Origin of the sequence: Mesorhizobium sp. M0037 (assembly GCF_040323635.1) — a bacterium.
Classification (GTDB): domain Bacteria; phylum Pseudomonadota; class Alphaproteobacteria; order Rhizobiales; family Rhizobiaceae; genus Mesorhizobium.
In genome coordinates this window covers 1-22,484 of record NZ_JAMYVB010000027.1, presented here as the reverse complement: position 1 = coordinate 22,484, position 22,484 = coordinate 1, and the positions used below count along the sequence as shown (strand labels likewise).

At 64.0% G+C, this 22,484-nt stretch carries 17 protein-coding genes and 1 tRNA gene; 10 read left to right on the top strand and 8 right to left on the bottom strand.

Annotated features, from left to right (window positions below; translation table 11 throughout):
* The first annotated feature begins 117 nt into the window (after nucleotides 1-117).
* The 3 genes from NKJ78_RS28430 to NKJ78_RS28420 all read left to right on the top strand — a co-directional run bounded on the left by NKJ78_RS28430 (nucleotide 118) and on the right by NKJ78_RS28420 (nucleotide 3,042).
* Nucleotides 118-1,014 carry a hypothetical protein gene (locus NKJ78_RS28430; RefSeq protein WP_352460924.1) on the top strand — a complete coding sequence of 299 codons (897 nt, stop codon included), beginning with the start codon at nucleotides 118-120 and terminating at the stop codon, nucleotides 1,012-1,014.
* Nucleotides 1,015-1,150: 136 nt separating this feature from the next.
* Entirely contained in the window at nucleotides 1,151-1,669 is a 519-nt protein-coding gene (locus NKJ78_RS28425; protein WP_023698122.1) for a GNAT family N-acetyltransferase, read from the top strand.
* Nucleotides 1,669-3,042 (top strand): hypothetical protein, encoded by a 1,374-nt coding sequence (locus NKJ78_RS28420; protein WP_352460923.1) that lies wholly within the window; start codon nucleotides 1,669-1,671, stop codon nucleotides 3,040-3,042. Before NKJ78_RS28425 ends, NKJ78_RS28420 begins: the two co-directional genes overlap by 1 nt.
* A 20-nt stretch (nucleotides 3,043-3,062) precedes the next feature.
* On the opposite strand, the gene NKJ78_RS28415 is transcribed toward NKJ78_RS28420, so the two are convergent.
* Nucleotides 3,063-4,826, bottom strand: a complete 1,764-nt coding sequence (locus NKJ78_RS28415) for an adenylate/guanylate cyclase domain-containing protein (protein WP_023702561.1) — start codon at nucleotides 4,824-4,826, stop codon at nucleotides 3,063-3,065.
* A gap of 290 nt (nucleotides 4,827-5,116) precedes the next feature.
* Between NKJ78_RS28415 and NKJ78_RS28410 the strand changes: the two genes are divergently transcribed.
* Nucleotides 5,117-8,401: an adenylate/guanylate cyclase domain-containing protein gene (locus NKJ78_RS28410; RefSeq protein ID WP_023672128.1), complete on the top strand. Its 3,285-nt coding sequence runs from the start codon at nucleotides 5,117-5,119 to the stop codon at nucleotides 8,399-8,401.
* Nucleotides 8,402-8,420: 19 nt separating this feature from the next.
* The gene (locus tag NKJ78_RS28405; RefSeq protein WP_023672127.1) at nucleotides 8,421-9,101 is read left to right on the top strand and encodes a redoxin domain-containing protein; all 681 of its coding nucleotides are present in this window, start codon (nucleotides 8,421-8,423) and stop codon (nucleotides 9,099-9,101) included.
* Between the two features lie 20 nt (nucleotides 9,102-9,121).
* On the opposite strand, the gene NKJ78_RS28400 is transcribed toward NKJ78_RS28405, so the two are convergent.
* Both NKJ78_RS28400 and NKJ78_RS28395 read right to left on the bottom strand, forming a co-directional pair.
* Nucleotides 9,122-11,149 carry an SAM-dependent methyltransferase gene (locus NKJ78_RS28400; protein ID WP_352562756.1) on the bottom strand — a complete coding sequence of 676 codons (2,028 nt, stop codon included), beginning with the start codon at nucleotides 11,147-11,149 and terminating at the stop codon, nucleotides 9,122-9,124.
* A gap of 324 nt (nucleotides 11,150-11,473) precedes the next feature.
* Nucleotides 11,474-11,548, bottom strand: a tRNA-Gly gene (locus NKJ78_RS28395).
* Between the two features lie 216 nt (nucleotides 11,549-11,764).
* On the opposite strand from NKJ78_RS28395, the gene NKJ78_RS28390 reads away from it, so the two are divergent.
* The 4 genes from NKJ78_RS28390 (at nucleotide 11,765) to NKJ78_RS28375 (ending at nucleotide 14,406) form a co-directional block, all read left to right on the top strand.
* On the top strand, nucleotides 11,765-12,262 hold the full coding sequence (locus NKJ78_RS28390) for a prolyl-tRNA synthetase associated domain-containing protein (protein WP_023672125.1): 498 nt from the start codon (nucleotides 11,765-11,767) through the stop codon (nucleotides 12,260-12,262).
* Between the two features lie 80 nt (nucleotides 12,263-12,342).
* Complete coding sequence (gene trxA, locus NKJ78_RS28385) at nucleotides 12,343-13,350, top strand: thioredoxin (protein ID WP_023736734.1); 1,008 nt, start codon at nucleotides 12,343-12,345, stop codon at nucleotides 13,348-13,350.
* A gap of 111 nt (nucleotides 13,351-13,461) precedes the next feature.
* A complete protein-coding gene (locus NKJ78_RS28380) occupies nucleotides 13,462-14,133 on the top strand; it encodes an LON peptidase substrate-binding domain-containing protein (protein ID WP_023685086.1) in 672 nt (223 codons plus the stop codon).
* Between the two features lie 30 nt (nucleotides 14,134-14,163).
* Complete coding sequence (locus NKJ78_RS28375) at nucleotides 14,164-14,406, top strand: Trm112 family protein (RefSeq protein WP_023687636.1); 243 nt, start codon at nucleotides 14,164-14,166, stop codon at nucleotides 14,404-14,406.
* 121 nt (nucleotides 14,407-14,527) lie between these two features.
* Here the strand turns inward: NKJ78_RS28375 and NKJ78_RS28370 are convergent, their stop codons facing one another.
* From NKJ78_RS28370 to NKJ78_RS28360, 3 genes are read right to left on the bottom strand one after another with little or no spacing between them, the layout of a single operon-like run.
* Nucleotides 14,528-17,800 carry an error-prone DNA polymerase gene (locus NKJ78_RS28370; RefSeq protein ID WP_023740132.1) on the bottom strand — a complete coding sequence of 1,091 codons (3,273 nt, stop codon included), beginning with the start codon at nucleotides 17,798-17,800 and terminating at the stop codon, nucleotides 14,528-14,530.
* Complete coding sequence (locus NKJ78_RS28365; protein ID WP_023740131.1) at nucleotides 17,797-19,275, bottom strand: DUF6504 family protein; 1,479 nt, start codon at nucleotides 19,273-19,275, stop codon at nucleotides 17,797-17,799. Before NKJ78_RS28365 ends, NKJ78_RS28370 begins: the two co-directional genes overlap by 4 nt.
* Nucleotides 19,217-20,254: an ImuA family protein gene (locus NKJ78_RS28360; RefSeq protein WP_023740130.1), complete on the bottom strand. Its 1,038-nt coding sequence runs from the start codon at nucleotides 20,252-20,254 to the stop codon at nucleotides 19,217-19,219. Before NKJ78_RS28360 ends, NKJ78_RS28365 begins: the two co-directional genes overlap by 59 nt.
* 229 nt (nucleotides 20,255-20,483) lie before the next feature.
* On the opposite strand from NKJ78_RS28360, the gene NKJ78_RS28355 reads away from it, so the two are divergent.
* On the top strand, nucleotides 20,484-20,906 hold the full coding sequence (locus NKJ78_RS28355) for a metallopeptidase family protein (protein WP_023702572.1): 423 nt from the start codon (nucleotides 20,484-20,486) through the stop codon (nucleotides 20,904-20,906).
* Nucleotides 20,907-21,069: 163 nt separating this feature from the next.
* Here NKJ78_RS28355 and NKJ78_RS28350 read toward each other — a convergent pair whose 3' ends face one another.
* Entirely contained in the window at nucleotides 21,070-21,276 is a 207-nt protein-coding gene (locus NKJ78_RS28350; protein WP_023673921.1) for a DUF1737 domain-containing protein, read from the bottom strand.
* Nucleotides 21,277-21,339: 63 nt separating this feature from the next.
* Nucleotides 21,340-22,236, bottom strand: a complete 897-nt coding sequence (locus tag NKJ78_RS28345) for an HpcH/HpaI aldolase/citrate lyase family protein (RefSeq protein ID WP_023740129.1) — start codon at nucleotides 22,234-22,236, stop codon at nucleotides 21,340-21,342.
* Nucleotides 22,237-22,484 lie beyond the last annotated feature (248 nt).

Below are 22,484 nucleotides of genomic sequence, written 5' to 3'. Positions count from 1 at the left end.
AGGTCGGACAGACCTGAAATCATCCGGCTCTAGGCGTGTTGGCCGGACCGATCTTCGACCCGAACGCTCCATCATACTGCGAAATGGACCGTACGGCCATTCGAATGGACAAGCCTGGTGACAGGTCAATTTCCATTTGTTGAATTCCAAACTATGATAGCCCATGGGGCATTCATCTCTGGGGTTTTCTCCATGCCGACACGCGACAACCCGCCATTTCCGGCGGCCCTGCGCCTTTTCTCGGCGGGGGTCATCATCGTCCTGATCGTCGGGGCCGGCCTGTTTTTCGCGCCCGGGCTGGTCAAGCCGCGCTGGCCCTGGGCCGTCACGCCGTTCAATGCCCGCTTCCTCGGCGGCTTCTACACCGCCGAAATGGCAGTGATGGCGGCGCTGCTGGTCTGGAATCGCTGGTCGCCCGGCAGGCTCGTGCTGGTCATGGCCTTCATCTTCACCGTCATCGTGTCGGCGGCTTCGTTCATCAATCTCGGTTATTTCAACTTCGAGCGCAAAGCCCCCTGGCTCTGGTTTCTGGTCTATCTTGCGTCAGCCGCGGTATCCGGGCTGTTCCTGTGGCGGGCAAGGGCCCGCCCTTCTGCAAAAGGCGTGATCTTAAACCCCGCATGGCGCGCCTACCTACCGGTGGAAATGACGATCCTCGGGGTGTACGGCGTCGGCCTGTTGCTGTTTCCCCTGACATTCGGTGGCTTCTGGCCATGGCCGATCGATGCTTTTCACGCCCAGGTCTACAGCGCTATCTTCCTCGCGGGTGCAGGCGGCACCTATCTCGTCTGGAGAAGTGCGCCGCGTGAGGAACTGCTGGTGCTCGGCCTGGCGCAGTTTCTGGTTGGCCTGCTTGCCGTCCTTGGCCTCGTCATCACCGATGCTGCCGTGCACCGGATCGACTGTACGGCGGCCGGGACATTGTGCTGGCTTGCCCTTTTCGGCTGGATCGGCATCAGCGGTATCCTCAAACTCTGCGCCGCCCCCCGGCATTTTGCCGCGCAATCGGCATAGGTCGCAGAGACGGCTGGATTTTCAGGTGACGTCCGGTGCATCGTGCCGGGCATATTGCCTCTGTCCTTTGTTCTGACGCAATTCCGGACGGAAAACCGCTCACACTTTTCCTGGAATTGCTGTAGCCGGAAAAGCCATGACCAGCACGCCACCCCTAGAGAAAATCCAGCCGCAGCTCCGGGCCGTCCGGCCAAGCGATGCCGAGGCGCTGTGCGCTATCTTCAATATGCCGGGCTTCCGCTGGGGCACGCTCAGGATGCCGTTCGAGATGGTGGAGCAGGTGGAGCGGCGCATCGCCAAGTCCGGCCCGGAAACCACCTGGATCGTTGCGGAGCTGGACGGCAAGGTTGTCGGCCATGGCAGCCTGGTCGCGCAGGGTTCGCCGCGCCGCTCGCATATCGGCGAGATCAATATCGGCCTTGACGATGGCTTTGTCGGCAGAGGCATCGGCTCTGCCATCCTTGGCGCGCTGCTTGACGTGGCCGACAACTGGCGCGCCCTGAAGCGGGTCGAATTGAGCGTCTATGCCGACAACGAACCGGCCATCCGTCTCTACACAAGCCACGGCTTCGAGGTCGAGGGACGGCATGTGAAGGCCGGTTTTACCGACGGGCAGTACCACGACCTCCTGAGCATGGCCCGGCTGCGGTTCTGATGACCACCGTCCCTTCCCTTGCCCCTCCGGTGGACATTTTGGCCGTGCTGTCGCTGCTCTGCCCGGAGGTCGTGCGTGACATCGAGCAGAACTGGAATGCACCGGTTTCCGATTATGCCCGCCATCTGTGGCGGCCGGTGGCAAGGCCTGGATCGGCCCCGTCGATCGCTGCCCGCTCGATCCTGCGCGACGTCCTGCAGCAGCGCCTCGGTGCGATCATGCAGCCTGAAGCGATCGGCAAGGCCCTCGACGAATTCGACCACAGACCGGTTATCCAGTCCGGCCTGCACTGCCTGCTTCTGATGGATCGCATCACCTTCGATGCCCTGCTGCTTGCCTGGCTCGGCGCGGTCGAAAACGGGCTGTCGGCTTTTTTCGGCTTCATGGGAACGACGATGACCATGGAGACAACCGGCCGGGAGGGGCCGGGATGGCTCGATGTCGGCGACGACAAGGTCAATTTGTTTGGCATGGGCCGCCACAAACTGTGCCGCAAAAGCGCCTGCGCGGCCGGTCCCGTCGCCCTCAACGGGCGCGCGCTCGAAACGGTGGGCAATGAGACGGATGCCAGAAGCTGGCTCGGCACGCTGCTTGCCAGCCAGGACAAGGTATTTGCAACAGCCGCCGATGCGCTGACAGAACTCAACGAGCATCTGGTCGCCGATTGGGATCGTTCCGGCATGGCCCGGCCGGTTTTCATCGATGATAGGCTGGCCGCGACTGTCGTGGCGCGGCATCTGGAAGATGAAGGCAGTCTTCTTTCCAGGCTGCTCCTCGAGCCCGCAAGGCGCCGGCGTCTCGACCATGCCTTGCAAGAAGCCGCATCGGGCCCATTCGGCAGGTTCCTGCCCAATGCCACGGCCTATTTCTGGGGCATCCGCGAGCAGCGCGTGCGCAAGCTCGTCCTCGAGAACGGGCGGCTGATCGAGCCTGACAGGCCGCATGGTCTTTCCATCCCGTTCGAGCGGCCGCATCTCCAGCAGGCACTGCTGGACGGCCTGCTTTTGCCGGACTTGTTCCTGATGTTCCTTGCCCTTGCCATATTGCCGCGCGTGCGGGTTGTGGGCGGCCTGAGACAGATTGGCTATGTCGCGCTTTTCCACTCGATCCTGCTGGCTGCGCTTGATGAAAACGCGCCAGAAGAGCGCGATCTGGCCGCCGAGCTGCAGGTTCGGGAAAATGCCTGGGGCATGCGGGTCATCGATGAAAAGATCTCGGTCCGCGAGCAGCTTGCCGGACTGCCGGAAGGGGCGCTGTTCCCGGACCTGCTGCGGCAATACCGGTTGCGGACATTTGCCGAGACGACCGACGACCTGAAACCGGTCCGCGAAAACGCCCGATGGCGCAAGATCGGCCGGGCCTCAGGCCTCTGACCCGGCCGGGCTTTAGCCCGTCATTGCACCACACCGGCCTTGCGGAGCCCCTCGACCATGAGTTCGAAATCGGCAGGGTTCTTGTAAGGCAAGACCTTGCGACGGTGTTCCAGCGAATAGGCGGGATTGACGCGAAGCAGGTCCTGCCATGCCGTATGGGCCTCCTCCAGACGGCCCAGATGGCCGTAGGTGGCGGCCAGAAGCGCGCGCGAGAGGTCGGTGACAGCGTTGCGAGCCAGCCGTTGCAGCAAGAGGTCGACCGCCTCTTCGTACCTTCCCAGTTGAAACGATGCCAAAGCCTGGAAGTGCAGAAGCACATCCGGGAAGTATGGATTCAAGGTCTTTCCCCGGGCGAAACTCTCTAGCGCCTCCGCGGGTCTACCCGAATAATACAGCGCCTCGCCGCGGGCGACGTGCGCTTCGGCGAAGTTCGGATTGAGGGCTATCGCGCGCTCCACCTCGCCGATGGCCTCATCGTGCCGCCGTGTGTAAAGCTTGGCCGATGCCAGCGCCCAGTGCGCCCAGGGATCGCTGTCATCCAGCGTTACCGCTCGCGTTGCTGCCTCTTCCGCTTGCGCCATCGAGTCCGACGCACCCCACCTGTTGAGGTAATCGAGCCCGTACGTGAGGGCTAGGAAAGCGTGGGCAGAGGCAAATTTCGGGTCCAGTTCGATGGCCCGCTGCAAGAGCTCGCGGGCCGCGACGTTCGTGTCCTTCGTCAGCCGGTGCCACAGCTCCCGGCCCCGCAGGAAACAGTCATACGCCTCCGGGTTGCGCTGGTGTTCGGGCGCCAGCCGCAGACGGTCATCCTCGGTCAGATTGAGCGCCAGCGCACCGACGATGTGCTGCGTCACGTCATCCTGCACGGCGAATATGTCGGTCAGATCGCGATCGAACCGCTCCGCCCAAAGATGGCCGCCTGAGATTGCATCGATGAGCTGCGCGGTGATGCGTACCTTGTTCCCCGACTTGCGTACGCTGCCTTCAAGGACATAGCGCACGCCGAGCTTCGTGCCGACATCCTGCACATGGACGTTCTGGCCCTTGAAGATGAACGACGAATTGCGAGCGATGACGAAGAGCTGTGACAGTTTGGACAGCGCCGTGATGATGTCTTCGGAGATGCCGTCGGCGAAGTAGTCCTGTTCGGCATCACCGCTCATATTGGCGAACGGCAGCACGGCGATCGACAGTTTCGGCGGCGCTGCCGCAGCCGGAGGGCTCGTCGGGGTTTGCGAGGTCACGGCCACCTTGGCCCCGGCGCCGACCTGCAGCGAATACACCCGGATCGGCTCGGCGATGTTCTTGAGCTGTGTGCTGCCGAGATCGCTGACCGAGAGGTCAAGCCTGGCCTTGACCTGGCGATAGGCATCCTCGGACAGGCAGATGGCGCCGGGCGCCGCAACGCCCTCCAGACGCGAGGCGATGTTGACGCCGTCACCCATCAGGTCGCCATCGCTCTCTTCGACCACGTCGCCCAGATGGATGCCTATCCTGAACTCGATGCGGCGCTCCTGCGGTACGCCGGCATTGCGCTCAACCATACCGTTTTGAATCTCAACGGCGCAGCGCACGGCATCGACCACACTGCGAAACTCAACCAGTGCCCCATCTCCGGTACGCTTGATAACCCGCCCGTGGTGCACTGCAATGATCGGATCGATCAGGTCGCTGCGCAGTGCCCGCAACCGCGCCAAGGTACGATCTTCGTCCGCGCTCGCGAGCCGGCTGTATCCGACCACATCTGCAGCCAGGATTGCGGCCAGCTTACGGTTCTCGCTCATGGGTCGCCTCCTCATCTCCATCATAGCAGGAAGACGGCGGGACGAGGGAATTTTCGCAAATCACGGCCACGCAGCCGCCCGTATCGGCAGTGCTCCACCGCCGAACCCAGACCGATGCCCATTTGCGCTGCCGCTTGCCGGTTGACGACTATCGGTTCATCCTTGTGAATACCCCGGCCGTGACGAGCGTGGCGAGATCACGCGTCATGGCCCAAGGTCAAAGAGATAGAGCATGATGTCGTCCGAAAACCGCTTCACACTCTTCGGCATCATGCTCTGGTGAGGTGTCCATGAACTGCTCGGGCTGCGGTTTCGAGATCGAGGGCGGTTACGCCTTCTGTCCGAAGTGTGGCCGCCGCCAGCCCGTGCCATGCGCCAGTTGCGGCTACGCCTGCGCACCTGATTTCGAGTTCTGTCCTAAATGTGGGGCAAGCGTCGGTGCGTCCGCAAAAGCTGCCGAACGGCCTGCTCCGACACCAAGCCGCACCATTGCGCAGCCCTCTCGAGCTCCATCGCCGAACATCGAAAGCGAAGAGGGGCCGCATTCCGTCTCCGACGCCGATCGACGAACGGTAACGGTGCTGTTCGCCGATCTCTGCGGCTTCACGACACTCAGCGAGCAGCTCGACCCCGAGGTCATGCAGGCGCTGCAGAACGAACTGTTCAAGGAATTGACGGCGGCCGTGCAAGGCTTTGGTGGTTTCGTCGACAAATTCATCGGCGACGCTCTGCTCGCCTTGTTCGGTGCGCCGGTCGCGCATGAGGACGATCCGGAACGTGCGCTTCGAGCCGCTCTCGACATGATCGCCCGGACGGCGCGGCTCGGTGAAAGCACCCGCCACTCCGGCTCGCCGCTGCTGCTCCACATAGGCATAAACACGGGTCCGGTCGTTACTGGCGGATTGGGCATCGGCACCGCCAAATCCTATTCGGTGACCGGCGACACGGTGAATACGGCGCAACGCCTGCAATCGCTGGCTGCACCGGGTGAGGTGCTGGTGGGCGAACTCACGCACAGGCTGACCCGGCATGCCTTCTCGTACGAGTCGCTGGGCGATGTCGTCTTTCGCGGCAAGGCTGGCAGTGTGCTCGTCCACCGACTGGATGCACCGCTTGCGGCGCCGCGTGCAGCGCGCGGGCTCGAGGCGCTCGGCCTCAGTGCGCCCATAATAGGTCGTGATGCGGAGCTCAACAGAATGCTGGCGAGCCTTGACTTGGCGTGCGGCGGCTCGGCCCAGCTTGTCCGCCTCGTCGGCGAAGCCGGTATCGGGAAGTCGCGGTTGGTGAAGGAGTTCGTCGCCCGCGTCGGCGACGAGGATCGTTTTCGCAACGTCGCCGTGCGGCAGGCCACGTGCTCACCGCTGGGTGAACAATCATTTGGCGCCCTGGGTGCAGTGGTGCGCAGCGCTGCCGGGATGATGCAAAACGACAATGGGGACGAAATGCGGGGCAAGCTCGCAGCCTTGCTTGCCGATCTCGGCCTGCAGGGCGAGGAGGCGAAGCGGCTGATGCCTTTGCTCTACCATGTGCTTGGCCTCGGCGACCCCGATGCCACCTTGCAGCATGTCGAGCCCGAGCAGCTGCGGCGGCAAATTCTCTACGCGGTCCGCACAATCATGGAACGGCGGCTTGCGTTGTCGCCGCTATTGATTGTCGTCGAAGACCTGCACTGGGCCGACTCCGTCTCGCTCGAGGCACTGCGTTTCGTGATGGACAGACTGGAACGCACGCGGCTGATGTTGCTGGTCACGCATCGTCCGGCGTCGGACAACGACCAACTCGACTCAAGTCGGGTCAGCCACACAGCGCTCAGGCTTTCGCCGCTCGACAGCGATGACGGACGCCGCCTGGTGGCGGCGCTTTTCGGCGAGAGCTGGGTAAACGCCGCAGGAGGGCTTCTCGACCAGATCCTCGAGCGCGCGGGCGGCAACCCGCTTTTCTTGGAGGAGATCGTTCGCGGCCTTATCGATCGCGGTGTATTGGTGCGCGAGGGCCAGCAATGGCGGACCGTGGCAGGCGAAGTCGCAACCGGCATCCCCGCCACGATCCAGGCAATGTTGCTTGCTCGCGTCGACCGGCTGCCGCAAGAGGTGCGCCGGTTGGCCCAGGAAGCCGCGGTAATCGGCCCGCGCTTCGATGCCACGCTTCTGAAAGCCGTGGCAGCCGACCCCGGCCGACTGGAAGCGGGCTGCGAACTGCTTTGCGATGCGGAAATCATCGAGGAAGTTGCCGGATCAGGCTCGGTCTCGTCGCAAAGCTACCGCTTTACGCAAACATTGCTGCAGGACGTGATCTACCAGAATCTGCTCCTGCAACGCCGGACCGACATCCACCGCCGGGTAGGTGCCGCCCTGGAGCAACTGTGCGGCGACAAGCCGGAACGGTTCGAGGATCTGGCCGTGCTCGGGCATCATTTCGCTCAGAGCGCCGAGCGGGAGAGGGGCGCGCATTACCTGCAGGCGGCGGGAGATCGCGCTCGCATGATATACGCCAATGACGACGCCCTTCGTTTCTACGAGCGAGCACTGACTGCGTTGGGCGCGATCGGGCAAACACCGCTCAAACTGGCAATTGCAGAGCGCATTGCCGATTTGAGCGGCCCGGCAGGCCGCCGCGAGATTGCACACCGCCACTACGAGGCGGTGCTGCAGGCCTATCGCGAGTCAGCCGATCGTGTCGCGGCGGCGCGCGTTTTGCGCAAGATCGGTCGGCTGTTTTGGGACGTGGGCAAGCGGGACGACGCGGAATCGCGCTACGCTGAAGCGGCAGCGCTCCTCGATGGAGCGGATGCCCCGATCGAGCAGGCGCATCTCTGGCAAGAACGTGGCCGACAGGCGTTCCGCAGCGGAGATCACACTCTCGCGGCAAAATGGGCAGACGCGGCGCTGGATTGCGTACGCTCTCTGACAACGGAACATGTCTCCGATGATGCCACCCTCGTGACCGCCGAGGCACTTAATACCAAGGCTGTTGCGCTGGCTCGCCTTGGGCGAAACCATGAAGCCGTGCGTGAGGTTGAGCGCAGCATTGAATTGGCCGAAGCCGCCGGTCTGCTGGGCGCGGCCTGCCGCGGCTACACCAATCTCGGGGTGCTCTACACGACCATCGATCCGGCGAAGGCGATGGAGGTCTGTCGGCGCGGTCTTGAAGTGGCGCGCCGTATTGGCGATTTGGGTTTCCAGGCGCGCCTCCTCGCCAATCTGGCGGTAGCTTGTTGTACTTTCACGGATCGCTGTCCAACGGAGGGCGTGCCTGCTGCCGAGAAGGCCATCGAAATTGACCGGGCGCTCGACCAGCGCGAGCACCTGCCAGTGCCGTTGATCGTGCTTGGGCAGATCCACCAGTGCAACGGCCATCCGGAACTGGCGATCGGCTTGTTCCACGAAGCACTGGAGGTAGCCCGCGAAACGGGCGAGCCCCAACTGCTGTTTCCGTGCTATGATGGACTCGCAACGCTTAATCTCGACCTCGACAATCTGGCCGAGGCCGAACGCTACTTTTCCCTGGCGCAGGGTATATGCGCCCAGCACGGGCTCGACCCGGAAGCGCTTGTGGTGCTGCCTTTTCTCGACTAGCCGGGATAGGGGGTTGGACATGTCCGCGCCTAGTGGATTGATACCGCTTCAACCGGGCGACCGGGCGCCGAACCTGATACTCGACGCCATTACCCAGGAAGGCAAGATTGCGCTTGACGACTTTCGCGGGCAAAAACCGGTGCTGGTCGGCCTGTTTCGAGGTCTGCATTGTGCGTTTTGCCGGCGCCACATCGCCGCTCAGGCGCGTCTCGATCCGGAGCTGCGCGAAAAGGGCGTGGAGAGCCTGACGGTGGTCAACACGCCGATCGAACGGGCGCGGCTCTATTTCCGCTACCATCCAATGCCGAACCTGCTTGCGGCGTCGGACCCGGAACGCGCTTCACATCGTGCTTTTGGACTGCCCAATCTCGAATTCACCGAGAACGAGACGAACTGGCCGTACAAGGTCGCGATGGCAGCGGCACAGGACATGCGGGTCGACATACCTGGCGAATTGCCCGGTCCCATGGATCCGATGACAGCCGCCGCAATCCTCGACAAGAAGGACCACTACGAACTGACCGAAGCCGACGAGCAGATGATGGCCACGGGACACGGACAACTGGTTGGTCAGTTCCTGCTGGACCGGCAGGGGATCGTCCGCTGGAGCTTCACGGAGGTCCCGGAGGGTGGGCGATACATGTTTGGCGCCCCAAACCCGAAGGAGCTGATGTCAGCCGTGTCGCAAGTCGCCCAATAATGAACTGACAAGTTCACCGTTTATCCGAGCACGGCCTCGACAGTGGCGACAAAGTCATCGAGCGAGCGGTCGCCGCGAATCTCGATGCGCGGAAGGTCGATGAGATCGCTATGGAGGTCCGCCGGCCCGTGCCTGCGGCCGAAGCCTACTCGATAGCCGCACTCCCTAGCCAGCCGGCCAAGCCGTCGGTCGGTGACGGAGAAGGGGGCCGCGAACGCCCTGGTTGGCCGGCCGGTCCAGCGTTCGATGAACAGACGAGAGCGCAGGAGCTCGGCGGCCAGGTCAGCGCTCGACAGACCATCTATGGCGCGATGCGTCGCCATGTGGCTGCCGAAGAAGGCGCCTTCGGCAGCGAGGCGTCGCACCGTCCCGGCGCCCATAAGCGGCGTCGGCGGACCGATGTCGGTGTCCCACTTTGCACTTTCGCCCACCAGGTCCGTCACCAGGAACACTTCCGCGTTCAGGTCGTTGGCGCGCAAGATCGGCCAGGCATGGTCGGCGAAGTTCTGGAAGCCGTCATCGAAGGTGATGAGCACCGGGCGGCCGACGAAAGGCTGACGGTTGGCGATGGATGCTTCCAGCTGCTCGGAGCCAATGGCGTGAAAGCCATTGGCGCGCAGCCATCCCATCTGGCTGGCGAATGCGGCGGGCGTGAGCCGAAAGCGAGCGAGCGCGGCCGGACCTTCATCGGCAACGCCGTGATACATGAGGACAGGGATATGCTGGCGCTGCTCGTTACGTGCGACGTCGCGGCGCAAGGCTCGCGCCCCACCCCAGACGATATTTCGCGCGACGCCGATTTCGATGGGCGCGCGGATCGGCACATGATCGATCACCGGGTCCGTCGCCACATCGCCCGGCGATAGGCGGCGGAAGCGGTCTATGCGGTAGAGCTCGGTCTGGATCGATTGCTCGAGCACCAGGCCTTCGGTCGCTGCCAGCGTCTCGGAGATCGCCTGGGCACCGAATGTGTTCCAGTCGAAGCCCGTCTTTTCGACATTGTCACGCAGCACGAATGCGTGTGCGCTGATGAAACTACCGCCAGGCGCCAACGCCTCGGCAAATTTCTTGGCGATGCGCCGCAACTCGGCGAGATCGTCCAGATAGTAGAGCACCTCCGAACAGAAGATCAGATCCATCTCACCCGGCAGCGTGTCGGCAGCGAAATCGAGTACGCCGAACTCGACATTCGCCTGATTGTTGCATCGGGCGCGGGCTCGCTCGATGGCTATGGCGGAGATGTCGGTTGCGGTCAGATGGCCCACGCGCGGCGCCAGCTGCCGCGTGAAATGGCCCTCCGCACAGGCCAGCTCAAGCGCCCGGCCGATGGGACCGGCAGGCAGGATCTCGATCTGCCGCTCATATTTTTCCTGCTCATAGAGCGAGCTGTAGTTCCAGGGATCCTCGGTCGCGAAATAGCTGTTCCAGAACGCCGTGCGATCCTTGTCGTGCTTGTCCGCGACCCGTGCGCGGCGCGGCGTAACAGGCTCTGACGGTTCAGCGCTCGACCGAACCAGGTCATGCGCCTGTGCGGCCAATTGCGCGAGTTTGCCGAAGTGGCTGTCCTGATCGGGCTCGCTTCCCGCCATGGCAAACGATACCTCGGCTGCAGGCGTGTTTGACGTGGTCGCGCCGGCGCCCTTTTGCGGTGCAGGCGATCCTCCCGCAAGCCGCTCAGCAGGCACTACATCCAGGATCAATTCAATCCAATGATCGCTCGTCACCGTCCCGAGTGCACCGAACTGCACGACAGCCTCGATCCGGCCATCCAGCATCAGATGGGCATAGATCTGATCGATGCCTTCCGGCAGTTCGGTCGCGGTCGGATTGCGAGCGTCGACGCGAATTCCGAGCGTTCGCGCCAGCCTGCGCGGCGTGGCAAGATCGTCGGGTTCGAGAAGCATTTGCTCAAGCTGGTACTGGACGCGGCGAGCCGCTGCGGGATTGTCCCAGATCTTGCCGAGTTCGATGATCAACGCGGTGGTTGCGCTGCCGAACCTCGCCCATCCGGCAGCCAATTGCGCCGGCACCGACAGGCTTCCTGCCATGAGGCCATCGAAGATTACCTTGGCAATCTCATGCGCCCACTTGCGTCCCGCCGGGAGTGCGCGCAGGGGCTGCGGGTCGATCAAGCGCGAGCCTGAGCCGCATTCGGACGCGGCGTTCCGCAACGCCAGCCAAGCAAGCGCTTCAGATGCGGTGCCGCCTTTCGCCGAAATTGAACCCGAGGGATTGTGCGCCACGCCGTCTTACCTGCGCCTGGTTCTGAGGGAGAACAAGTGTTCCGCAACGCGCTTACATCGCCGGTCTGGAAAAAGCAAAAGGCGCCCCGAAAGGCGCCTCTTCATCGCTTGATTCCCCCTAGAGGAAACTGGAGCGGGTGAAGCGATTCGAACGCTCGACCCCAACCTTGGCAAGGTTGTGCTCTACCCCTGAGCTACACCCGCTCACACGGCCCTTTGGCCGCAAGCCGGGCCTATATGGCTGAAGAGCGCGGCGATTGCAACAGGGAAATGACGGGCTTTTTGGTCGCGCCAAATCGCTTGGCGGAACCTTGTCGGCCACGCGGGTGGTTCATCGACTTCCCGCATGACGGTCTTGTCTCGGCGGCATCATTGGCCGTAAACGGCTTTGCCGCGCGCCGATACAGGGGAAGACCACCAATGCCGAAGACCGAAGCCGAGCTTTTCGCCTTTCTTGCCGATCTCGGCATATCAGTGTCGACCGTGCGCCATCCGCCGCTCTATACGGTGGCCGATTCGCAGTCGCTGCGCGGCGAGATACCGGGCGGGCACACGAAAAATCTGTTTCTCAAGGACAAGAAGGACAATTTCTTCCTGGTCAGCGTCGGCGAGGAGGCGGTCGTCGACCTGAAGCAGATCCACACGATGATCGGCGCCGCCGGCCGGGTGTCGTTCGGCAAGCCGGAGATGCTGATGGAGCTGCTCGGTGTCATTCCGGGCGCGGTCACCGTGTTCGGGCTGATCAACGACACCGAAAGACGGGTCAAAGTGGTGCTCGACCAAGATTTGATAGCACATGCGACAGTCAACGCGCATCCGCTGACCAATGAGGCGACGACGTCGATCGCGTCCGCCGACCTCATCAGATTCGTCGAGGCAACCGGACATGATGCTGCTATCTTGAAAGTCTCGGCTTGATCGCCACATGGATGGCGAAAACTGACCTCTAGTTAAGGACGTCGCGCTGCTCCGCTGGGCGCGATCGGAAGGGCGACGACATGAGCGACAACAACAATCCGTTTGGCGGCCAATTCGGCGGCAATTCTGGCCAGTACACCACGTCCGTGCAATATGGCGGCGCCGAGCCGGCCAAGTCGGCACTTGGCCCGACACCCGGCGCAGCACCTGCCGCTGGCGAGCTGATCAAGGACACCACGACCGCCACTTTCGCCGCCGACGTCATCCAGGAATCGCGCAAACAGCCGGTACTGGTCGATTTCTGGGCGCCGTGGTGCGGGCCCTGCAAGCAGCTCACGCCGCTTCTGGAAAAGGCGGTCAAGGCCGCCGGCGGCAAGGTCAAGCTGGTCAAAATGAACATTGACGATCATCCCTCGATCGCCGGCCAGCTCGGCATCCAGTCGATCCCGGCGGTCATCGCCTTCAAGGACGGCCAGCCTGTCGACGGCTTCATGGGCGCCATCCCCGAGAGCCAGATCGCCGAGTTCATCACCAAGGTCGGCGGCAAGGGCAATGGCGCGCCGCCGGTGGCCGAAGCACTGGCCGCGGCGGCGGAAGCGCATGCGGCGGGCGATGCGCAGACCGCAGCCGACATTTACGACGCCATCCTGGCGCAAGCGCCGGAGACGATCGAGGCGATTGCCGGGCTGGGCGAGCTTCTGTTCGAGGCCGGCGACAGCGACGGCGCCGAGGCGCTGCTGGCAACGGCGCCGGAGGCCAAGAAAAATGCGCCGGCACTTGCCGCGCTGCGTGCCAAGATGACGCTGGCTGCGGAAGCGGCAGCACTTGGCAATCCAGCTGAATTCGAGCAGCGACTGGCCGCCAATCCCGGCGACCACCAGGCGCGTTTCGACCTCGCCATGATCCAGAACGCCAGGGGCGAGCGCCATGCGGCGGCCGACAATCTTCTGGCGATTATAAAAGCCGACCGGACGTGGAACGAGGACGGCGCCAGGGCGCAGCTGCTGAAACTGTTCGAGGCCTGGGGCATGACCGACGAGGCGACGCTGGCGGCACGGCGCAAATTGTCGTCGCTGCTGTTTTCCTGAGCCGTTTGCCGGCCAAATTGCCGGGGCGTGGCTGTCGGGCCTTGCGGTCGGCGGCCGCCGCGCCAGATTAGGCCGATAACATCGCGCCCGAAGCGGGTCGGAGGAGTGAAGGTGCAGGTCGGAAACGCATTTTACCGGGTCGGCAAGGATCTGCCGGCAACCATTCCGGTGTTTCCGCTTGCCGGCGCGCTGCTGCTGCCGGGCGGGCGCATGCCGCTCAACATCTTCGAGCCGCGCTACCTGCAGATGGTGGATGAGGCGATCGCCGGCGCGCGGCTGATCGGCATCGTCCAGCCCAGCCTCAATGGCGCGTTGCGCGCCGACGGGGAGCCGGAACTGTGCAATGTCGGCTGCGCCGGGCGCATCATCTCGATGGCCGAGAGCGGCGACGGCCGCTATCTGGTTTCGCTGCAGGGCGTCTGCCGTTTCCGCATCACCAGCGAATTGCCGGTGAAGACGCCTTTCCGGCAATGCAAGCTGGCGCCGTTCCTCACCGATCTTGCCGAAGACCAGGCGGCAAGCGAGGTCGACCGGCCGGCGCTGTTGAAAGCGTTTCGCGCTTATCTGCAGGCCAACGATCTCGAAGCCGATTGGGAAAGCGTCAGCCGCGCCGAGAACACCATGCTGGTCAATGCGCTGTCGATGATGGCGCCCTACGGACCGGCCGAGAAACAGGCGCTGCTGGAGGCGCCCGACCTGAAAGCCCGCGCGGAGACGCTGATCGCCATCACCGAAATGGCGCTGGCGCGCGAGAATGAGGACTTTGGCTCCAGCCTGCAATAAGGGCTGAGCCGATGGCTGAAGGGGGATCCAATGGCTGCGGATGGGCGTGACGGCAAGTCGGTCAATGTCGATCCAAAATTGCTGGAGCTGCTGGCCTGCCCGCTGACCAAGGGGCCGCTGGCCTGGGACCCGGTGCGCGGCGAGTTGATCTCGCGGATCGCCAAGCTCGCTTATCCCGTGCGCGACGGCATCCCGATCATGCTGCCCTCGGAGGCGCGGACGATTTCGGCGGAAGACGTGCTGTCGCCGCCGCGATTGGGTGGGCCGGGCTGAGGGACCAGGGGTGGTTCAAACGGACCTCAGCCTAAGAAGCCATTCTGTTGGCGATCCTTCGCGCCCCCCTCTGCCCTTGCCGGCATTAATGTCATGGGCTCCCGACCGCCCTGCACTTGCCCTACTGAAAATTCCGCCCCTTGGGCATGACCCTTTCAGCTTTGTCCGAGAGGGTGGCAATGTCGGGCCGGGCAGCCGGCGTCATCTCTTCCAGCAGCACCGTCAGCCACGGTGTCAAATCCTCGATCTTTTCGGCGACGATGTGGATGACGTCGGATTCCGACTGCAGCTTGCCGGTGACCTTGACGAAGCGCGCGCCCATGACGATGGGCCGGAAACGGGTAAAGGTCCGCTCCCAGAAAATGACGTTGGCGACGGCCTTGTCGTCTTCTAGCGTCAGGAAGATCGCATTGCCCTTGCCGGGCCGCTGCCGCACCAGCACCAGGCCGGCGACCGAGACCCGCCTGCCGTCGCGCACCGAGCCGAGATTGGCATTGGGAATGACGCCGGCGCGGTCGAGCCGCTCGCGCAGAAAGGCGACCGGATGCGCCTTCAGCGACAGGCCGAGCGCGCGGTAGTCGTGGATGACGTGCTCGCCGAGCGGCATTGTCGGCAGTTTTGTCTCGGGCTCGAGTTCGCGCAGCCGGATCGCCGGCTGGTCGAACAGCGGCAGCCGTTCGGCGGCGCTCTTGCCATCCAGCGCGCGCACCGCCCACAAGGCTTCACGACGATCGAGGCCGAGTGAGCGGAAGGCGTCAGCCTGCGCCAGTCTTTCGATTTCGCCGACATCGAGGCCCGAGCGCAGCCAGACATCCCTGACGCTTGTATAGCCGGCGCCGCGCCGCGCGGTGAAAGCTTCCATACGCTTCTCGGCCAAGCCCTTGATCTGACGGAAGCCAAGCCGGACGGCGTACCGGGTCTTGATGACACCGCGCATTTCGGCATGGCGCGCCAGGATGCGGCCCGGATCGAATTGGGCTTTCTCCAGGGTGCAGTCCCAGTCGGAAAAATTGACGTCGACGTCGCGGATGTCGACGCCATGGTCGCGCGCGTCGCGCACCAGCTGGGCCGGCTGGTAAAACCCCATCGGCTGCGAATTCAGGATCGCGGCGCAGAACACGTCGGGATAAAAGGTTTTGAACCAGCAGGAGGCATAGACGAGCAAAGCGAAGGAGGCGGCGTGGCTTTCGGGAAAGCCGTATTCGCCGAAGCCTTCGATCTGCTTGAAGCAGCGCTCGGCGAAGTCCTTGGTGTATCCCTTGCCGACCATGCCGTCGATCATGCGCTGGCGGTAATTGCCGATGGTGCCGGTGCGCTTGAAGGTGGCCATGGCGCGGCGTAGTTCGTCGGCTTCGCCGGGTTTGAAACCACCGGCGACGATTGCAATATTCATCGCCTGTTCCTGAAACAGCGGCACGCCGAGTGTCTTCTTGAGAATAGCCTCCAGCTCTGGCTTTTGATATTCAGCCGCTTCCTTGCCCTGCCGACGGCGCAGATAGGGGTGCACCATGTCGCCCTGGATCGGGCCGGGCCGCACGATCGCCACCTCGATGACCAGGTCGTAGAATTCGCGCGGGCTTAGACGCGGCAGCATCGACATCTGCGCGCGCGATTCGATCTGGAAGACGCCGAGCGTGTCGGCGCGGCAGATCATGTCGTACACGTTGTTCTCTTCCGGCGGCAGGGTGGCCAGCACATAGGGTCGGCCGTAATCATCCCGGGCCTTCGGATAATGGTCGGTGAGCAAGGTGAAGGCGCGCTTCAGGCAGGTCAGCATGCCAAGCGCTAGAATATCCACCTTCAGGATCTTCACCGCGTCGAGATCGTCCTTATCCCACTCGACCATCTTGCGCGCCTCCATCGCCGTCTTGACGATGGGGACGATCTCGTCGAGCCGGTCGCGGGTAATGACGAAGCCGCCGACATGCTGCGACAGATGCCGGGGAAAGCCCATGATCTCGTTGGCGTGGGCGATCACATGCCTGGTCGAGGTCTCGTTGCGGTCGAGGCCGCCGGCATGGGCCTCCTTCTCGCCGAGCTCCGAGGTCGACCAGCCCCAGATCGAACTGGAGAGCGCACTGCGGACATCGTCCGACAGGCCCATGGCCTTGGCCACCTCGCGCAGCGCCGAGCGGCCGCGATAGCTGATGACGGCGGCCGCCAGCGCGGTGCGCTTGGCGCTGTATTTGGAGTAGATGTACTGGATCACCTCCTCACGCCGCTCATGCTCGAAGTCGACGTCGATGTCGGGCGGCTCGTTGCGTTCCTCGGAAATGAAGCGCTCGAACAACGTGTCGATGCGCTCGGGGCCGACCTCGGTGATGCCGATGCAGTAGCAAACGATCGAGTTGGCGGCCGAGCCTCTGCCCTGGCACAGAATGCCCTCATTGCGGGCGAACTGGACGATGTCGTAAACGGTCAGGAAATAGCGCGCATAATTCAGACGCTCGATCAGAGCGAGCTCCTCACTGATGCGCTGCAAGACGGAAGCGGGGACGCCCGCCGGATAGCGCGTGGCGGCCCCCTCCCTGGCCAGACGCTCTAGCTCGGCCTGCGGCCCAAGCCCTGATTGCGTCGGCTCGTCGGGATAATTGTACTGGAGGTCGCTGAGCGAGAAGGTCAGTTCGCCGGCAAAGCGCAGCGTCTCGGCCAGCGCCCGTGGATGGGGGCGGAAGAGACGGGCCATTTCCAGCGGCGGCTTCAGATGGCGCTCGGCGTTGGCCGTCAGCTCCACCCCGACCTCGGCGACCGGCAAATTGAGGCGGATGGCGGTGAGCACATCTTGCAGCGAGCGGCGCTCGGCGCTGTGATAAAGCACGTCGTTGGTCGCCATCAGCGGCACGCCGACGATGTCCGCCATGCCCGCCGCCTGCTCGATGCGGAAACGGTCATTGCCGCGATAATCCGGCGCCATGCCTAGCCGCAAATTAGCGCCGAAACGGTCTTTCAGTTGACGGACCAATGCCAGGGGATCGTCGGCATTCGCCGAGAGATCCGGCAGCACCGCCAGCGACAGCAGGTCGCCCCATTCGAGCAGGTCGCTGCGCTGGAGAAGGGTCGCGCCCTTCTCGTTTTCATCGCGCAAATTGGCTTGCGTCAGCATGCGGCAGAGATGGCCCCAGCCCTTGCGGTTCTGCGGATAGGCGAGAATGTCCGGCGTGCCGTCGCCGAACACCAGGCGGCAACCGGGGTGATAGGCGAGCTTCTCGACCTTGGCCTGCTGCCAGGCGCGCACGACGCCGGCCACCGTGTTGCGGTCTGCCAGTCCGATCGAGGAAAAGCCGAGGAATTTGGCCGCCACCACCAGCTCCTCCGGCTTGGAGGCGCCGCGCAGGAAGGAGAAGTTCGACTGGATGCCGAATTCCGCATAGGGGATGACGGTCAGCGCGTTCATGCGAAGACCCCATGCATGAACCAGCGCGGCGGCACCTGCGGGTTGCCATAGAGGCCTTGCCGGTAGAGCCAGTAGCGGCGGCCGTCGGCATCCTCGATCCGGAAATAGTCACGCGTCGATGTGAGCGGATCGCTTGACGTTTCACGCCACCATTCCGGCGCGATGCGTTCCGGCCCCTCGGCGCGCGCGACCCGGTAGAGCGCGCGGCGCCAGCGGAAATTCATCGGCGGACCCTCAGGCATTTCGGTGGCCGGCACCTCGATCGGCTCGGGCGAACGGAACAGCCGGATCGGCCGTTCCGGCGGGAAGATGGTTGCGCGCGGCGCGTCTTTCGAGCCCGGCTTCCTGAGCGGTGTTTTGCGTTGTGGCGCTTCCGAGAACGGGATGGTGGCGATGGCGCGCTCCGGCAGATGGCTCTCGAGGGCGACCGGTTTCAGCACCGCACTGTCGCCGAGCCTGGCGCGGATGCGGTCGGCAAAGAGTGCCATGTCGGCGCCGTCATCCTCGGCCTCGCCGGTCAAATCGGCCTGCTGCATGTCGAAGCCGGCGGCCGCCAGCACCGAAAGCCGAACCAGGTCGAAGCCGTAGCCGGCATCGATGTCCTGTTCGAGCGCGGCCAGCCGCTCATGGAACAGGCGCTGGATCAGCTTCGGTTCGCGCAGCGGACGCGAGGTGCCGACAGCGATGCGGCTGACGGCGCCGTCGACGCGAAACAACAGCAGCGCCAGCATCCTTGCGCCCTCGCCGCGGCGTTCGAGATCGGCCTTCAGCGTCACCGCCAGCAAGAGCACCAGCCGTTCGATCTCGGCGGTCAGCACGACCGGCTCGGCCAGGTGGCGTTCGACCGAAAGCGAGGCCACCGGCAGGCGCGGCGATACCGCCTCGTCGAGGCGGCCGAGCGCCTGGTCAAGACGCAACAGCAAGGTCGCGCCGAAACGGCGGGCGAGCGGCGCTCGCGGCGCTGCCATGACCGCGCCGGCGGTGCGCAGACCGACGCTTTCCAGGCTGGCGCGGATATCGGCCTCGATGCGCAGTGCGGCCAGCGGCAAGGGGGCGAGCAGCGCTTCCTCCTCGCCGGAGACAACGATGCGGTCGCCGCAAAAGCGCGCTGCCGCCCAGGCTGCACCCGGCGTCGCGGCCAACCCGGCGCGGACATCGAAACCCTGCTGGAAAAACCGCGCAAGGATGTCGTCCAGCATGGCGCGCTCGCCGCCGAACAGGTGGGTACAGCCGGTGACGTCGAGATAAAGCCCGTCGACGCCGTCAAGCGCCACCAGCGGCGTATAGCGGTCGCACCAGTCGGCGAGGCCTTCGAGCAGCCGGCGGTCGGCCTCCGGATCGGCCTCGACAATGTCGATCGAGGGATGCATGGCACGGGCGTCGGCAATGCCCATGCCAGGCTTCAGATGCAGCGCCTCAGCCCGCTCGTCGAGGGCCGATATGCGCTGGGCGTTGCGGTCGCGATGGCTGATCACGAGCGGGAAATGATCCGAAGGCCGGGAACGCCACGACCGTCCCAGGCGCTGGCGCAGGATCCGTTCGGCCGCCAGATGCGGGAACCACAGCGACAGAATTCTCTGGCCGTTTTTCGCGGGGCTTTCTTTCTTCGAATGCGTGTTCATCGGGGTTCCACTCCAGTGTGAATTGTCCAGGCAGAGCGGTGCGGCTCTTGCCGATGCTGACGGTGAAGGCAGGGTGGCCGATCGACCCGGCAAGCGGCCCGGCGATCGTCCGGCGCGATGTCGCTGGTGCAGCCGACACGATGAGGCGCACCGGGGCGGCGGTCGGCTCGGCTTCGCCGGCCTGGCGCAGCAGGAATACCGGCCGGCCGGCGTTTTGGGCGCGCGCGTGCAGCCGGCGCGTCGCGGTGAGGTCGAGCCGCTGCGGGCTGCCACGGATTTCGAGGATGATTGCGGCGAGCGCCGTCATCTTGGCGGCCTCCTCGGCTACCCACAGCGCATCGGTGAGTTTCGGCGCCTCGGAAAACAGCAACTGCTCCGGTGCGATACCGAACATGCCCTGCAATCCCCTGGCATAGGGAAAGCCGGCCTCGCGAAAAATCTCCGACGTGCCGATCCACAGCACGGGCAAGGGCTGGCCCTTGAGGATCAGGCTGACAAGCGACAGCACAAAGCCTGCGACGGCCCCGGCATTGCGGGTCTCAAGGCCATGGATTTCGCTCAAGGCAGCTTTCGGAAGGCCGCCGCTGAGGGCCGCATCGAGGCGTTCGATGCCGGTGGCCAGGAAAGCATCCGGCGAAGCTGCGGCAAGCCCGCGCCGGATGATGGTAACATCGGAATCGGGTTCAGGCGCGGCGTGGAGACAGCCCTCAGCACGCGCACGAGGTCGCTCGCCGGCCGGCACGGCCAGGCGCTCGGGCAGCGTTCCCTCGATCTTCGCGATCTGGCGGCGCAGGGCAAAAACAGTCTCCCGCGCCACGGCTGATGTCGCCATGACGGTCAATTTCTCTCATAATTGTTCCTGTTATGTTCCTATAGATTCCAGAGGGTGCCGAAAGAGTCAAGCGGAGTCAGAAGGAATTTATTCCTTGATCAAAGGTGGCGAGGCCAACCTTGGACTTTGGTCGCAGCCATTCGGCGCAAAGAAACAGTCATCGGCCAGGTACCCGTCCATTTGCCGAGTCCGGAGGGAAAGCCTATATGCCGGGATCAAAGGACAAAGCATGGCCCGCATCTACAAGACCCGCACCTGGCACGATGAACTCTCGCCCTCGATCGAGGAGATGGAGTTTCTGGCGCTGGAGGCGTACGCGCATCTGCCCGACGATTTCCGCAAGCTGACCGGCGAGATCGTCATCATGATCGCCGAATTCCCGACCGACGAGATCATGGACGATCTGTCGCTGGAGACGCCGTTCGATCTGCTTGGCCTGTTCGAGGGCCGCGGCATCGCCGAGCGCTGGAACCCGCAGACCGGCGAAGGCCCGAACCGCATCACCCTCTACCGCCGCGCCATCCTCGACTACTGGGCCGAGAACGAAGAGACGCTGGGCGACATCGTCACCCACGTGCTGATCCACGAGATCGGCCACCATTTCGGCCTGTCGGATGATGATATGGAGAAAATCGAAGAGGCGGCGGAGTGAGGCTGCGCCGATATTCAGGTGAAGCCGGCCTGCGAACGGCAGCTTCCTGCGCTTCCGGTGCTCGCGTACTTTAAGTACGCTCCGCTCCGGTTCTCGGAAACCACTGTTCTCGGCTCGGCCTGACCTGAATCTCGACACAGCCTGCGTCCGTGCCTGGCAAAGCCTACCAGTCGCTCAGCTTGGTATCCGGCCCGTATTCCTGGCCGTCGATATCCTTCACCACCGCCTGGCCGCAGCGCATCGATTTGGTCTTCTTGTCATAGGCGTAGGTCGGCGAGCCGTACAAATGCCAGCCCTTGTTCAGCGCCGCGGTTACCTTGTGACAGAAGGTGGAATCATCGGGGGCGGACAGAAAGCGGTAGAGTCTCATGGGTCAGGTCCTGTCGTAAGTTCTGTCTTGTAGGGCGGGGTATTCCGAAGCCGGCTTAGGCAATCATGCGCCGATGGCGGCGGCCTTCGCCAGCAATTTCTCGGCCTGCGCCAGATGCAGCCGCTCGACCATCCTGCCGTTCAGAGCAATCACGCCCTTGCCGGCATTTTCCGGCAAGGCGAAGGCATCCTTCACCGCATGCGCCTCGGCGAGAGCTTCGGGCGCGGGCGCAAAGGCGCGGTTGGTGGTTTCGATCTGGGCGGGGTGGATCAGCGTCTTGCCATCGAACCCCATGGCAGCGGCTTCCGTGCATTCGCGCGCAAACGCGTCGAGGTCGCGAAAATCGTTGGAGACGCCGTCGAGCATGTCGATGCTGCCGGCCCGCGCCGCCAGCACCATCTGCATCAGCCAGGGCACAAGATAGCGGCGGTCGGGCGTCGCCAGAATGCCGGTTTCCTTGACCAGATCGTTCGTTCCGGCAACGAAACAAACTAAGCGCGAGGCCGGGTCGCGGCCGAGTTCGGCGATGGCGCCGATGTTGAGCATCGCCTTGGGCGTCTCGATCATCGCCCAGAGCTTGACGCTGTCGGGGGCAAAATTATCGTCGAGCACGTCGCCGACTTCCAGAATGTCGCGCGGCGTGGCGACTTTGGACAACAGGATGCCGTCGGGCTCCAATTTTGCCGCGGCGAGCAGGTCTTCAGTGCCCCATTCGCTGGACAGCGCGTTGACGCGCACGATCATCTCGCAACGCCGCCCATGGTGATTGGCAACTGGCCGGCTGGCGAAGATGCCGGCCAGTTTGTCCCGCGCCGCAATCTTGTCGGCGGGCGCGACGGCGTCTTCGAGGTCGATGATCACGGCGTCGCAGGCCAGCGTCGCGATCTTGGCCAGCGCCTTGTCGTTGGAGGCCGGGACGTAAAGCACCGAGCGGCGCGGGCAGTAGAGTTCGCTTGTCATCGCCGATCTATGCCGCGTGGGGGCGGGTGAGGCAAGAGTGCGGACGACCGGTTCCTGATATCGAGCCAACCGCGAAAGCTTGCGCTTGCCCCGCCCGTCCCGCAGCAGTTGCGGAAGGGGGCCTTTCCTCTCCCCCGTCGATCGGGGGAGAGGTGTCGAGCGCAGCACGACGCGGGTCGACCCATGGGGGCCACGCGAGCAAAGCGCGCAGTGCCCGTGCGCTGTGCGTTGGCGGCGGTTGCGCGGTG

Bases quoted from the DNA above. Each gene is read 5' to 3' on its own strand.
- NKJ78_RS28345 (WP_023740129.1), bottom strand. From the start codon at position 22,236: ATGACAAGCGAACTCTACTGCCCGCGCCGCTCGGTGCTTTACGTCCCG.
- trxA (WP_023736734.1), top strand. From the start codon at position 12,343: ATGAGCGACAACAACAATCCGTTTGGCGGCCAATTCGGCGGCAATTCT.
- NKJ78_RS28425 (WP_023698122.1), top strand. From the start codon at position 1,151: ATGACCAGCACGCCACCCCTAGAGAAAATCCAGCCGCAGCTCCGGGCC.
- NKJ78_RS28375 (WP_023687636.1), top strand. From the start codon at position 14,164: ATGGCTGCGGATGGGCGTGACGGCAAGTCGGTCAATGTCGATCCAAAA.
- NKJ78_RS28405 (WP_023672127.1), top strand. From the start codon at position 8,421: ATGTCCGCGCCTAGTGGATTGATACCGCTTCAACCGGGCGACCGGGCG.
- NKJ78_RS28410 (WP_023672128.1), top strand. From the start codon at position 5,117: ATGAACTGCTCGGGCTGCGGTTTCGAGATCGAGGGCGGTTACGCCTTC.
- NKJ78_RS28370 (WP_023740132.1), bottom strand. From the start codon at position 17,800: ATGAACGCGCTGACCGTCATCCCCTATGCGGAATTCGGCATCCAGTCG.
- NKJ78_RS28415 (WP_023702561.1), bottom strand. From the start codon at position 4,826: ATGAGCGAGAACCGTAAGCTGGCCGCAATCCTGGCTGCAGATGTGGTC.
- NKJ78_RS28355 (WP_023702572.1), top strand. From the start codon at position 20,484: ATGGCCCGCATCTACAAGACCCGCACCTGGCACGATGAACTCTCGCCC.
- NKJ78_RS28400 (WP_352562756.1), bottom strand. From the start codon at position 11,149: ATGGCAGGAAGCCTGTCGGTGCCGGCGCAATTGGCTGCCGGATGGGCG.
- NKJ78_RS28390 (WP_023672125.1), top strand. From the start codon at position 11,765: ATGCCGAAGACCGAAGCCGAGCTTTTCGCCTTTCTTGCCGATCTCGGC.
- NKJ78_RS28350 (WP_023673921.1), bottom strand. From the start codon at position 21,276: ATGAGACTCTACCGCTTTCTGTCCGCCCCCGATGATTCCACCTTCTGT.
- NKJ78_RS28360 (WP_023740130.1), bottom strand. From the start codon at position 20,254: ATGGCGACATCAGCCGTGGCGCGGGAGACTGTTTTTGCCCTGCGCCGC.
- NKJ78_RS28420 (WP_352460923.1), top strand. From the start codon at position 1,669: ATGACCACCGTCCCTTCCCTTGCCCCTCCGGTGGACATTTTGGCCGTG.